This window comes from Candidatus Sarmatiella mevalonica, from assembly GCF_016751895.1.
Lineage (GTDB): Bacteria > Pseudomonadota > Alphaproteobacteria > Rickettsiales > Rickettsiaceae > Sarmatiella > Sarmatiella mevalonica.
On sequence record NZ_JACVVM010000036.1, the window covers coordinates 1 to 13,022 of the forward strand.

13 protein-coding genes are annotated in these 13,022 nt (G+C 38.6%); 3 read left to right on the forward strand and 10 right to left on the reverse strand.

Annotation, left to right across the window (positions count from 1 at the left end):
• Positions 1 to 153: 153 nt before the first annotated feature.
• Positions 154 to 312: a hypothetical protein gene (locus Sarmat_RS03800; protein ID WP_202149504.1), complete on the forward strand. Its 159-nt coding sequence runs from the start codon at positions 154 to 156 to the stop codon at positions 310 to 312.
• 161 nt (positions 313 to 473) lie between these two features.
• On the opposite strand, the gene Sarmat_RS03805 is transcribed toward Sarmat_RS03800, so the two are convergent.
• The 8 genes from Sarmat_RS03805 to fliF form a co-directional block, all read right to left on the reverse strand.
• Positions 474 to 911, reverse strand: a complete 438-nt coding sequence (locus Sarmat_RS03805; RefSeq protein ID WP_202149505.1) for a hypothetical protein — start codon at positions 909 to 911, stop codon at positions 474 to 476.
• Between the two features lie 123 nt (positions 912 to 1,034).
• Positions 1,035 to 1,805, reverse strand: coding sequence for a hypothetical protein (locus Sarmat_RS03810; protein WP_202149506.1), 771 nt, complete (start codon positions 1,803 to 1,805; stop codon positions 1,035 to 1,037).
• Between the two features lie 15 nt (positions 1,806 to 1,820).
• Positions 1,821 to 2,954, reverse strand: coding sequence for a flagellar basal body P-ring protein FlgI (locus Sarmat_RS03815; protein ID WP_202149507.1), 1,134 nt, complete (start codon positions 2,952 to 2,954; stop codon positions 1,821 to 1,823).
• Positions 2,955 to 2,996: 42 nt separating this feature from the next.
• On the reverse strand, positions 2,997 to 3,323 hold the full coding sequence (fliN, locus tag Sarmat_RS03820) for a flagellar motor switch protein FliN (protein WP_202149508.1): 327 nt from the start codon (positions 3,321 to 3,323) through the stop codon (positions 2,997 to 2,999).
• 39 nt (positions 3,324 to 3,362) lie between these two features.
• Positions 3,363 to 3,905, reverse strand: coding sequence for a FliH/SctL family protein (locus tag Sarmat_RS03825; protein ID WP_202149509.1), 543 nt, complete (start codon positions 3,903 to 3,905; stop codon positions 3,363 to 3,365).
• Complete coding sequence (locus Sarmat_RS03830; RefSeq protein ID WP_202149510.1) at positions 3,851 to 4,594, reverse strand: hypothetical protein; 744 nt, start codon at positions 4,592 to 4,594, stop codon at positions 3,851 to 3,853. Before Sarmat_RS03830 ends, Sarmat_RS03825 begins: the two co-directional genes overlap by 55 nt.
• Positions 4,595 to 4,674: 80 nt before the next feature.
• Positions 4,675 to 5,709: a flagellar motor switch protein FliG gene (locus tag Sarmat_RS03835; protein WP_202149511.1), complete on the reverse strand. Its 1,035-nt coding sequence runs from the start codon at positions 5,707 to 5,709 to the stop codon at positions 4,675 to 4,677.
• A gap of 8 nt (positions 5,710 to 5,717) precedes the next feature.
• A complete protein-coding gene (gene fliF / locus Sarmat_RS03840) occupies positions 5,718 to 7,343 on the reverse strand; it encodes a flagellar basal-body MS-ring/collar protein FliF (RefSeq protein ID WP_202149512.1) in 1,626 nt (541 codons plus the stop codon).
• A 326-nt stretch (positions 7,344 to 7,669) separates the two neighbouring features.
• On the opposite strand from fliF, the gene gyrA reads away from it, so the two are divergent.
• Both gyrA and mnmE read left to right on the forward strand, forming a co-directional pair.
• Positions 7,670 to 10,486 (forward strand): DNA topoisomerase (ATP-hydrolyzing) subunit A, encoded by a 2,817-nt coding sequence (gyrA, locus tag Sarmat_RS03845; RefSeq protein ID WP_410520496.1) that lies wholly within the window; start codon positions 7,670 to 7,672, stop codon positions 10,484 to 10,486.
• 19 nt (positions 10,487 to 10,505) lie between these two features.
• Positions 10,506 to 11,912, forward strand: a complete 1,407-nt coding sequence (gene mnmE, locus Sarmat_RS03850; RefSeq protein ID WP_202149513.1) for a tRNA uridine-5-carboxymethylaminomethyl(34) synthesis GTPase MnmE — start codon at positions 10,506 to 10,508, stop codon at positions 11,910 to 11,912.
• A 281-nt stretch (positions 11,913 to 12,193) separates the two neighbouring features.
• On the opposite strand, the gene Sarmat_RS03855 is transcribed toward mnmE, so the two are convergent.
• Both Sarmat_RS03855 and Sarmat_RS03860 read right to left on the reverse strand, forming a co-directional pair.
• A complete protein-coding gene (locus Sarmat_RS03855; protein ID WP_202149514.1) occupies positions 12,194 to 12,355 on the reverse strand; it encodes a hypothetical protein in 162 nt (53 codons plus the stop codon).
• A 42-nt stretch (positions 12,356 to 12,397) separates the two neighbouring features.
• The coding region (locus tag Sarmat_RS03860) for a transposase family protein (RefSeq protein WP_207187034.1) at positions 12,398 to 13,022 on the reverse strand (625 nt) is incomplete at its 5' end.

Sequence of the window (13,022 nt, forward strand, 5' to 3'; positions counted from 1 at the left end):
TTATCTCATAGATATCGCAATAAGCGTAGGGACTATAATCTAAAGTTTAATATTGTTGCTGGAATTGTTAATTTCAAAAATGATTTCGTTAATAAATTACTTGCCGCTTGATGCTAAAATAGACCTCTTTCGAAACTCGCTCATGATGAGCAAATGCGAGGAGTATACGAAGCACAGAGCCGCAGCGTACATGAAGTACGTGAGGACTTGCGCATCGGAGCGACGAAGCAGTTGCCATCAGGAGTAGAGTTAGGAAAGAGGTCTAATAATCACGAACAACCTTCTTCACCCTTCACATTGGCTAATTGTTAATTAAATACTTACGCAAGAGGTCTATTATTTCTTTTTTTACTTTCGCAGCAGGTCTAATTACTCCTTACCTAATCTAGGCTTTGCGAAAGATTTCGTATAAAAATAACGCGACAATTACCATCAAAGGATCAAATTGTGACAAAAAATTAAATTGACAAAATCTAATAATTAGTTAGTGCATCACCCACTTCCGTATCATAATCGCAATCTACGTCATCAAAAAACTTACGCACTAATACATTAGCCTTTTTACCCTTCTTGATGTCCTCATATTTTTTATCCCTCTTTTTCCTATGATGCTGCGTCTTCTCTAAATTACGAATAATACGCTTATAAGAACCAGCATTAGCTCTAGCTAAGATGGTATTTTGCCTGAGCAACACCATAGCAGAGTCTCTCACCTGCGACAAATTATCAAACAAATCACGCACCCTTACGTCACCTCTATCTAAATCTTGAGCAGAGTTGATATTTTGTATAATATATGAAATATAACGCATAGCGTCATCTTTCTGTTTCGCAAATTGAACTAACTTCCTAGTATCTTGGGATCTGAGAGCTGCATTTTCATTCTGTAAAATTTTATAGAATGTTTTCATGTATTTGATTGCAGATTTTAGATGATATATCGGTAAAATTTGCGTATCTTTAGTCCAGAAAATCATAAAACACCACCCCCTTAATACAATAATACAAAACTATATTGTGAAAATTTCCTATATCTAACTCATCTCAATATCTCGCCGAGGTTTAGGATTAGCGACTTCCAGCAAAGATTCAAAAAATAATGGCGCTACATCTTTAGCGATGCAGGTGCTCACCTCATGATTTAAGATGCTTCCAGGAGTTTCGACAAGATTTAGTCGAGCAACTGAACGAGAATAACGAGCATCCTCAGAACCACCGCATAATGCTGCCATTTCTTTGTCTTTACTAAACACGATATCCAGCATCATGTCAATAAAAAACTCCGCAAATGCAATGCTTGCATCATAGGCATCCTGCTCTTGTCTCGTAAGCATTTCTTTTCTGATTTTTGCGAATGATACGCTTTTTCCACGTAACAATACCGCATCCGAAGCAAAAACATCGTCTTCATTCTCTGGTATAGGTTCTAACTGATGGATAATCTCGCGCGAATCACCCACAACCTTTACATCCGATGCAACAGGCAAGTGTAAATGCGATTTATTTACCGTAATATTATTCTCAAGACGAGCATCATCTATATGCTCTACATTAGTAGAAGAAGAAATGTCACGTTCTAAAACACGCATAGAAAGCGGAGAAAATCTTGGAGAAGATGAATGATTAGAGCTCAAAGCCTCAAGTTTAGTGGGATTGACGACATCAACTACTTGCACCTCATTCACCACCTTAGATTGTGCCGTGCGCATTGCATCTCGGAACTGATCTGGTGCCTGAGTAATATTTCTGTCACGCATTTCATGTTGAATTTTATGAATCTGATGATTATGTACGATTTGTGTCATGTATGATTCTTTCTATTATCGAACTTCTATTACGGCATCTAACGCTCCCGCAGCCTTGATATTGAATAAAATAGATACGATGTCTTTTGGATACACACCTAACTTATTTAAGGCGTTCACAAGTTGGCTTAGGTTACTACCACTATTTATCTCTTGTACCCCGGAACCTCTTTGCTGATCAACAAAACGATTAGCCTTAGCTACTTTGCTATTGCTTGCATTTGGTCCGAGAGATGAAGGTTGAAAATCTCCTACGTTAATAATCAAATTACCCTGCGAAACAGCTACAGGTCTAATGCGCACATTACTACCTATCACTACCGTTCCACTAGCTTCATCTATCACCACCCTAGCGCTATAATCTGGTTCTATCTTGAGTTGTTCTATTTGCGCAATAAAGTCGACCATATCTGATTTTCTATATTTAGGTATCGTCACTTCTATAGTGCCAGCATCTAAAGCTTTAGCAACATTACCAGGAATATTGTTATTTATAGTGTCAGCAACACTCTTAGAAGTATTAAAATCTGGATTATACAAAGTAAATTTTACCTTATCTAATGCGCAAAAATCAAAATCAATCTCGTGCTCAACAATTGCGCCATCCTGCACATATCCAGAGGTCTCAATTACCTTACTTCTCGTACGCACCTCATTAGACGCGGGATTAAATTCTGAAACAACCACTGGCCCTTGCGAAACTGCATACACATTACCATCAGCACCAAGCAAAGCTGTCACAAGAAGAGTACCTCCACGTAAACTGGTTGCATCCCCTATCGCTGATATTTTGGCGTCGAGTTTCATGCCACGCTTCGCATAAGGGGGTAACACAGCAGTCACTGTAACTGCGGCAATATTCCTGGTACGCAAGTTCACTCCTTGCATACTCACACCCAACCTCTCAAAAAAATCAGTTAAATCTTTTTGGGTAAAAAAAACGTTATCTAAATTATCTCCCGTACCACTCAAACCGGCCACCAACCCTTGACCAATTAAAAGGTTCCCTCTGCTACCTTCAATAAGCACAATATCCTTAATTCTAGTTTCAGCAAGTACATTATACGAAATGAAACAAAAGCTACATATCAGTAATGTAAAGAGGTGCGCAACCCAAAAAAGAGTAAGTGATTTAATTAATTTTAACACAATTTTTATTCATTATCCAGTAACATTTTTACGATATAGAGATCAAGATTCATCTTTATAAATACCATGCGCATCATCTACAAGACCATCTTCCTCATCATCATCTATGGAATCACGACTCTGCACCACTTCAGTAAGAGTAATACCAATCTTATCATTAATAATCACAATCTCCCCCTTAGCCACCATCTTGTCGTTAACATACACCTCAACAGGCTCACCAACGCTACGGTCTAATTCCACCACCGCATTCTTTTTCAATTGCAACATCTTCCCCAAGCTGATCTTGGTTTTACCAAGTACAACAGAAACCTCTACTGGTACATCGTATAGGGCCTCAATACCTAAATCATCTTCGTCTATTGTCATGATATTTATAATTATAACTAAATTATTTAATAAAAAAAATTAATGAGAAGTGTTATGAGACCGCGCATTACTCTCGGTTTTAACACCAAGACCAGCGCGTAGTTGCTCTAAAATAACATTCACTTCTTTGGACAATTGTTCTTGGTTATATTCAAGTCTAGTGTGTTCTATATTTAACACGCAATCGTTTACACTCACCGCGTCATCCGATGTTAAATCAAAGAATTCTGCAGAAAGAAAATCTAAATCTTTATGCTTTAGTATATTTGATGCTAGCTCGAATTTTGTTGGATGAACGACCATTATCATTTTTCCCTTAGTAAAAAACTTTTTAATAGTCCTTAAAAACTTTAATCTAAGCATCTGCTCAAAGTCTACTGGTAGTACTAGGTGTATTTTAGAAGCGATGTCTATCAATACTTTAGTACACAACATAGCTACCTCATGGTCTAAATCATTTGAGGTAAATAACTGTTCGATTTTGTTTTTTAACAAACACGTAAAATCATCATCAGCCTTCTTTTGATTTAATAATTTTTCATACTCTTCCTTTGCCGCATTATAACCTTCGCGATAGGCCAAATCTCTATACTCTTTAAGTATAACGCCATCGTCTTTGCCATCCTCGTCTCCATCGTTATCTTCGTCATCCTCAACCCTATCACCTTCACCATCTTCTTCACCATCTTCTTCACTATCATCCCCTTCACCATCTTCATCATTTTCACTATCCTCATCACTATCCTCATCGCTATCTTTACCGTCCTTCTTGTCATCAATAAACTTTTTTTTTTATTCAGCGAGTTTTTCGTCGCAATTTCATCATCCTTAATAACTGAGCCATCTGAATGACTATCCAATGAACCGTCGTTAAGATCGTTAGAATCCTTATGAGAATTTTGATTATAACTATCCCCCTCCGCTAATAACTCAGTATTCCGCGCAGAATCTTGATCGTGCGATAGCTTAGCCACATCATCATCTCTCTTTACGTCTAATAAATCACTATCATCGTTATGTTTTTTCTCATCAGAATCACGAAACGAATCAGCATACTCCGCTTCTTCATTTGCGTGATGTTCACCATTAGGAGAGCTAACTAGTAAATCAGCATCGTGTGCCTCCTCGGAGTCTCTGTCAAGATTGATGTAGTAGCTCTCTCTTATACCTAATTCCACATCATGCTCTGGTAAAAAGACTGCATTAACAACAGATTCTTTAGGTAAATCTTCAAAAACAAATTCACGAATAACTGGAGGTTTTTTTGACATGTTCACTTTTACTCTATACTTCTAATGTAATAAATCAAATAAAGCTAGTAGTTTCTAATAATAGACTAAATTTTATTCAGCTAGATATATTGATCAACCCTATCATATTCAATGGCAATCTGATTGGTGTGTATCATATTCTTTGCAACAGCCAGCACACTCTGTTGCGCTTTTTCTACCTCAACAAGACGCACAGTGCCTAAGGAATCAATTTCGTTCTGCAATACTGTTCTTGCACGCTGAGTCATATTTTTAAAAAATAACACCTTGATATCATTAACAGCACCTTTCAGTGCTAAGGCTAACATTTGTCTATCTAAATTCGTGAGTAATTTTTGAATACTAGAATCGCTAAGTTTTACAAGATCGTTAAAAGTAAACATCATATCTTGAATCTTTTGAGCTGCATCTGGCATCGCATCCTGCAATAAACTCATATATTTTGCACCAGCGCTTCTGTCAAAATTATTAAATATTTCCGCTAATACAGAATATACATCATCAACTTTAGCATCACGCATCACATTGCCAGTAAACTCCGCTCTGAGCACAGATTCTAAATTCTGTAAAATATTTTTTTTAACATCGCTCATACAAAGCATAAGTTTAAGTACATCAAAGGATAAACTTTCTGGAAACAAAGTTAGTACCTTTGCAGCGTACATAGGGTTAATTTTAGACAGCACGAGCGCAGCAGTCTGAGGATGTTCTTTTTTCAGATAAGTTGCTAATACTTCTTCAGACACATTAGTCAATTTTTCCCAAGTAGTGCTTGCGCGCGCTCCCTGAATGTCCTGCAAAATCTTTTGCATCTGCGTGGAGTCCACCACACCTTCAAGTAGCTTGCGCACAGTGTCTACATTTCCCATGCACTCACGCACTTCTAAAGAATCAGTTTTGAATTTATTCAATATAGATTCGGCAACTTCTCCTCGAACATAGCCAAGGCTAGACATGCCCCTAGCAATTTCTTTAATTTCGTCTTCAGAAAGCATAGACATTACTTTGGTTGCTATCTCTTCTGGCAAAGAAAGTAGCAAAACAGCAACTCTACCCACGCCCCCTAATCTTTCTAATTCACGGGCAATGCCAACAATATTTTTATTCTCTTCCATGCAGTTCGCTATTCCTCGTGCAACCAACGTCTTATCACTGATATAAACTCTTCGGGATTAGAATTAAACATATTCACTAAACCGTGATATTTTTTGTTTTTTATTTTAGGAATCTCCGACTCTAGCATTTCATCTTCTTGTTCACGACTTACTTGCGCTTGTTCGGTCACGCTCACCCTATTTTGCATCGTTCGCGTCAACAAGTTCATATTTGTTATCGATGCATCATCTTTTTTATAACTCTGTATTACTCCTAATACAAATGGTTTAACAACAACTATTAAAATAATAGCTACTACTATTGCGAATAATGAATTTTGCACTAAACTTGGCATAGCCTTTTTGAACCAATTTACATCCTCTTCATCTTCAATAACTTCTATTTCATCAGATTCAAAGCGCATATTAACTACTTCAACTTTGTCATCACGCTTCTGATTAAATCCAACTGCGCCACATACCAGATTTCTAATTTTTGATAACTCCTCCTCTGACCTTGCAATATATTCGCGTTGGCCATCGGCATTCATGCGATACGAACCATCCACCAGCACCGCCACGGAAATTTTTTTAATAGCACCCTGCTCTGCTATGTGGTTTTTGATGGTTCTAGAAATCTCATAATTAGTAATTTGATTAGTTTTTTGACTGTTAGACAAAGCTCCTTGCCCATCTATTGCGGCATTTTCACCCGGCAAATTATTCAAGGCGGAGATATCTAATTCACTATCACTGCTATTTGTAGACTCTTTCTCCTCTTTATACTGCACAGAGCGAGGCACTGCGCCATCTGGATCGTATATTTCGGAATTGACCACAGTTTTATCAAAACTCATCTCTACAGAAACATGAGCTCTAACCTTACCAACGCCTATAGATTCTTGCAGGATGCTTTCTATTACCTCCTTCAATCTATTCTCGTAGGCTATTCTATATTCCTCATTCTTTCCAAGATCTAGCTCATTTTCAGCATCCTCATCCTTCAATCCAAATTTAAAAACCTTACCTTTAGTATCCACTATGGTAATATTTCTCATTTCTAAATTCGGAACGGAAGTTACGACCAAATGAGCTATAGCATCCACTTCACCTTTACTCAACTGAGCTTGTTTTTGTAGTTTTAATACTATAGAAGCTCTCGGATGAGTTTTTTCACGCGAAAACACTTCTCTCTGAGGTATCACCAAATGCACACGCGCACTATCAACTTGAGCAAAAGCAGAAATAGTCCTGCTCAATTCGCCCTCTAAAGCACGCATCATTTTAACATTTTGAGCAAAGCTAGTGGTTCCTATATTCTCTTCTTGATCAAAAATTTCGTAGCCTATTCTCACAGCCTTAGTAGGCAGCCCCATCTGCGCCAAATCAGCGCGCACTTTAGACACGGAGTCTTGGGGAACCTTAATAACCGCGTTGTCGTTAGAAGCTTTGAACGGCACCTCTTTCAACTCAAGCTCATGTATTATGCTACTGCTATCCTTAGCATCTAGATCGGAATACAGAACAACCATATTTTTGCTTTGCGCGTTGATAAAATAAACTGCTGCAAGCACTATGAACGTTAATACACCAGCCCCAACAGCAACCAATCTTTTAACGCCTAGGTTCTTAACAAATGCTATAAAAACTTCCATTACTTCAAAAAAGCCGAATAATGCGGCGCAAATCCTATAAAGTTAATCTTGTCCTACTAGTCCATCATCGAATAAAAGTATATTCTAAATATAAATCTTTCAAGTACTGCGTCTTTTTACCAAACACAAACCCATGCTATATACAATTTATACAACACTCATCATCCACAACACGCAAACATTGTATCATCATCACTACATTAACGCAATCTCTGTTATAGAGTTTTTTATCGGCGTTAAATTGGCGAACTCTTGACTAATGCGTTGGCGTTATAGATAATATACTACATCAATAAACCTACAAGTGTATAATAGTTGTGGACGAAATAGATATAGACCAAAAACACATCTTCTACCCTATCAATATAGAAGACGAAATTAAAACCTCGTATCTAGACTACGCCATGAGCGTAATAGTAAGTAGAGCCATACCTGACGTGCGAGACGGATTAAAACCAGTGCATAGACGTATACTTTACGCAATGTTTGAGGGGGGGTATGACTTTAACAAGGCGCATAAAAAATCCGCAAGAATCGTAGGTGATGTAGTAGGTAAGTACCATCCACACGGCGAAGGTGCGGTCTACGACTCGCTAGTGCGTATGGCGCAAGACTTCTCCATGCTCATACCACTAGTAGATGGGCAAGGCAACTTTGGCTCGATGGATGGCGATTCACCTGCTGCTATGAGGTATACGGAATCGCGCCTAGCAAAGGCAGCCCATTACCTACTTGCGGACATTCGACAAGAAACGGTTGATTTTACTCCAAACTATGATGGATCAGAGTCGGAACCAACCGTTCTCCCGGCTGGCTTTCCAAATCTTCTGGTTAACGGCAGCAGCGGCATTGCGGTGGGTATGGCAACTAATATTCCACCTCATAATCTAGGAGAAGTGATTGATGCATGCTGTGCATATATAGAAAATACCGAAATCACTATCCCTCAATTATATGAGATAATTAAAGGGCCAGATTTTCCTACCGGCGGAATTGTGATAGGTTTAGGCGGCCTGTTTTCTGCATATTCTACAGGTAGAGGTTCTATAGTAGTGCGAGGAGCGACGGAAATAGAAGAATCCGGCAATAGGCAAGCCATCATCATCACTCAAATGCCATATGGAGTGAATAAATCTAAATTAATACAAAAAATCGCCGAGTTGGTGCGTGATAAAAAAATAGAAGGCATCAGTGATATTAGAGATGAGTCTAATAAAAAAGGCGTACGGGTTGTAATAGAGCTAAAGAAGGATGCTATGTCTGATGTTATCTTAAATCAACTCTATTCTTTTAGTTCCTTACAAGTTACCTTCGGTATCATCATGCTCGCTCTAGTCAACGGTATACCAAAAGTATTGAATATATTGGAGATTATCTCGGAATTTGTGAAGTTTCGAGAAATTGTGGTAACAAAACGCACAATATATGCGGTAAACAAAGCCAGAGATAGAGTGCACCTATTAATAGGTTTGTATGTTGCTATTTCTAACATAGACAGAGTGATACAAATTATCAAGACTGCATCAGACCAACAAGAGGCTCGCAATATTTTAATGAGCACGCCTTGGAACGTGAACGAAATTGCATCATTCATTCAGGCGGTCGATGATAGAAGTTTACTTTCTAATTCTACCCTCACGCTAACAGAAGAGCAAACCAAAGCCATTTTAGAGATGCGCTTGCAAAGACTCACGGGGATGGAGAAGCAAAAATTGCAAGATGAATTAGATCAGCTACACAAAGAAATTATAGATTATTTAGAAATACTTGGCTCCAGAGCTCGCCTCCTAGAGGTGGTGAAATCGGAACTAATGGCTGCTCGCGATGAATTTGCCAAACCACGTTTAACTTATATCGACTCTGCTACATGGCAAAACGATGTGGAAGCCTTGATACCAAGGGAAGAAATGGTAGTTACCGTCACCTTTAATGGATACATCAAGCGCGTACCGCTAGATACCTATAAGGCGCAGAAACGCGGTGGCAAGGGTAGGTCTGGCCTAAATATGAAAAAAGAAGATGTGACAACGCAAGTGTTTGTTGGTAATACTCATACCTCCATGCTCTTCTTCTCCGATCAAGGAAAGGTATATAGTTTAAAATTATACAAACTCCCCCTTGGCACCCCAACCAGCAAGGGTAGGCCTATGGTGAATTTAATAGCTATCGGTGAAAACGAGCGCATTACTAACATCATGCCAATGCCAGACCAGATTAAACCCGGGACTAATCTGGAAGAACAAGAACTAAATGAAGATATAAACAACTCTAATGATGATATCTCAGCTGGCCCCGATGATAGCATAGATCATGCATCGCATGAATCATTGAGCAATGATGGTAATAAGATCAAGTCTATAATTTTCGCTACTGCCAAAGGAAATATTAGACGTAATGACCTATCGGATTTTGCTCGCATCCCTTCTAATGGCAAAATCGCAATTAGATTAGATGCAGATGACAAGTTAATAGATGTGAAAGTATGCGAAGATGAAGATCATATCCTGTTAGCCACTAAAAATGGCAAAGCGCTAAGGTTTTCCATTAATGCCTTGCGAGTATTTAAGAGTAGAACTTCAGATGGCGTGCGTGGCATTAAGCTACAGTCTGACGATCAGGTGATATCTATGACGATACTCACTGGGTCAGCGCGCTGTTCTATAGCTCAGAGAGAAGATTATCTTGCCATTCCAGTGGAACAAAGAATTAAAATTGCCCAAGAGCAACGCATTGGGCCTGACATAAAGTCAGAACTACCTCACGAAACTATTTTATTGCTAGCGAAGCAAGAGCAATTCATACTTACCGTTTCTAGCAATGGTTTTGGTAAAAAAACCTCCGCCTATGAATATCGCATCACAGATAGGGGCGGTAGCGGCATATTAAATATGAGTCTAACTTCTAAAATAGGCAGCGTGATTGCCGCTATGCCAGTAAAACCAGACGACGAACTCATGCTCATTACAGACCAAGGTAAACTAATTAGATGTAAATTAAATGCGGTAAGAATTAGCGGCAGAAATACATCTGGCGTTATTTTATTCAAGTTAGACCAAGGAGACTGCGTGGTGTCTGTTTCGTTAATCGAAGATGATGGAGATGTTGAGCAAGAAGACGAAGATATAGAACAACAAGACGTTTGATTTTAACTCCTCCTCAAAGATGTATATCAACACAACAGATACTATATTTGCGCAAAGTTCGGCAAGCGGTAAATCTGGTGTAGCGGTTTTTCGCATTAGCGGCTCAAACAGCCTTGCTTTGCTACGCGCCCTCCTCCTAGACCCTCACTTTAATCCTAAGCCTAGATATGCTTATTATAAAGATTTATATCATCCTGCACAATATTTGCCAGACCATAAGGCTAAGCAAACGCTGATAGATAAAGCGCTGATACTCTACTTTCAAGCACCAAACAGCTTTAATGGGCAGGATATCGTAGAACTACACACTCATGGCAGCAGAGCCGTGAGTAAAATGCTATATGAAATATTTAGCAAACGTGATGACGTGAGGATAGCTCATCCAGGCGAGTTCACAAAACGCGCCTTTTTCAACGGTAAACTAGATCTAATAGAGGCGCATGGCATACATGACCTCATAGAAGCTCAGACTTTCGCGCAGCATCACTATGCTACCCAACAAATGAATGGCCAGGTGAGCCAGTTCTATCAGAACTTGCGCTATCAACTATCTAGAGCCATGGCATTAATAGAAGCTTATATCGACTTTCCAGACGAAGATATAGCGCCGGAGCATATGCAAGAAGTAGAAACAAGAATACGCGCTGTGCAAGATAGCATCACTAAACATATAAACGACGAGTGGCAGGCGCAAAAACTACGAGACGGTTTAAAAATCGCTATTCTAGGCAAGCCAAACTCCGGTAAGTCTACGCTAATCAACTATTTAAGTAAGCGTGAGGTGTCGATAGTATCAGAAATAGCAGGCACTACTAGAGATGTCGTAGAGTCTATGCTAGATATTGGTGGATATCCATTTATTCTGCAAGATACCGCTGGCATTAGGCATTGCTCTACCGACCTCATTGAACAAAAGGGTATAGAAAAGGCAAAGCGCTATGCACAAGACGCCGACATACAACTGCTGCTATATAATGCGCAGGACTACCTCAATAACCCCCAAAACTTCCTCCACTTCGCATCAGAAATCATTGACCCATCAAAGGCCATTATTTTAATTAATAAAATAGATTTGCTAGACCAAAACTCACATCAGATGCTATGCTCAGGCGTGAATTTACCCCCAAGCGTTTTAATTCATACTTCCGTTCAGAACGACAAGGGGTTGGAGCAACTGCATCATCATCTAACAAAGAAGGCGCAAGAAATATTATATACTCAAGATGATCTCATAGTAGTGAACGAATGTAGAAGGCGAGCGATGAAAGAGGCGTTAAATAGTTTATCTAATGTGCGTTTTGAAGATTTAGTACTAGATGCTGAAGAACTCAGAATAGCAAGTCAATGTTTACATTCAATTATTGGTAAAATTGACGTAGAAGATTTGTTGGATGAAATTTTTAGTAGTTTTTGCATAGGCAAGTAGCGCGACTAAAAGCATTTAGTCAGCGGCGCATTTAATTATTATATATAGATCTAATCCTTCAGAAACGCGCTAAGATGGGATATTTTATGTTATAATATTTTTTGGCAAGTAATGATGAGGCTAAGATGTTATATGATTTAAGAGATGAACAATGGGAAATAATTAAAGCTATAGCTAAAATAGTATAAAAAGAGCATGACATTAAATATAAGAGGGAGTAAAGTGAAAGCAATAACCCTTATTAAAGATGACATGACATATTAGACCTCTTGCGTAAGTATTTAATTAACAATGAGCCAATGTGAAGGGTGAAGAAGGTTGTTCGTGATTATTAGACCTCTTTCGAAACTCGCTCCTGATGGCAACTGCTTCGTCGCTCCGATGCGCAAGTCCTCACGTACTTCATGTACGCTGCGGCTCTGTGCTTCGTATACTCCTCGCATTTGCTCATCATGAGCAAGTTTCGAAAGAGGTCTATTTTAGCATCAAGCGGCAAGTAATTTATTAACGAAATCATTTTTGAAATTAACAATTCCAGCAACAATATTAAACTTTAGATTATAACCCCTACGCTTATTGCGATATCTATGAGATAAAATACGAAAATTCTTTAGCTCTGCAATAATATTCTCAACCTTGATCCGTCTCTTAGATACAATATGGTTGTATTTCTTTTGCCAGTAAGTTAAAGGCTTTTTCTTTGTTTGCTTAATAGGCGTTTTAGCATTATTATGTTTTTTCTTTAAGCCCTGATAGCCAGAATCAGCATAAACCCTTGTTTCAATAGGCAAAGGATCACTAGCTTTATGAATTTTAAAATCATGATCCCTGCCTTTATATGATTTCGAAACATTGCGAATTTGTCCAAATGAATTTACCCTTATTTCTGTTTTAAACGTATACTTCCTTTTTTTGCCTGAAAAATATTCTCTCTGTTTTTTGATAGGCTTTTCTATTATTTGCTCAGTAACATCAATTAGCTGGGCCGCCTCTTCGTAACTTAATTCTCGATTCTTCTCAATTGCAACTAGACCAGCCATAAGCGGCTCTAGCTTCTTTATAATCCGGCTCACTCTTGATTCGTCAATGTTAAACATAAAGCCTATCTGC

Excerpts from the sequence above, each read along its gene's own strand:
- Sarmat_RS03800 (WP_202149504.1), top strand. The coding sequence starts at position 154 with ATGCGAGGAGTATACGAAGCACAGAGCCGCAGCGTACATGAAGTACGT.
- Sarmat_RS03805 (WP_202149505.1), bottom strand. The coding sequence starts at position 911 with ATGAAAACATTCTATAAAATTTTACAGAATGAAAATGCAGCTCTCAGA.
- Sarmat_RS03810 (WP_202149506.1), bottom strand. The coding sequence starts at position 1,805 with ATGACACAAATCGTACATAATCATCAGATTCATAAAATTCAACATGAA.
- fliN (WP_202149508.1), bottom strand. The coding sequence starts at position 3,323 with ATGACAATAGACGAAGATGATTTAGGTATTGAGGCCCTATACGATGTA.
- Sarmat_RS03830 (WP_202149510.1), bottom strand. The coding sequence starts at position 4,594 with ATGTCAAAAAAACCTCCAGTTATTCGTGAATTTGTTTTTGAAGATTTA.
- Sarmat_RS03835 (WP_202149511.1), bottom strand. The coding sequence starts at position 5,709 with ATGGAAGAGAATAAAAATATTGTTGGCATTGCCCGTGAATTAGAAAGA.
- fliF (WP_202149512.1), bottom strand. The coding sequence starts at position 7,343 with ATGGAAGTTTTTATAGCATTTGTTAAGAACCTAGGCGTTAAAAGATTG.
- mnmE (WP_202149513.1), top strand. The coding sequence starts at position 10,506 with ATGTATATCAACACAACAGATACTATATTTGCGCAAAGTTCGGCAAGC.
- Sarmat_RS03855 (WP_202149514.1), bottom strand. The coding sequence starts at position 12,355 with ATGCGAGGAGTATACGAAGCACAGAGCCGCAGCGTACATGAAGTACGT.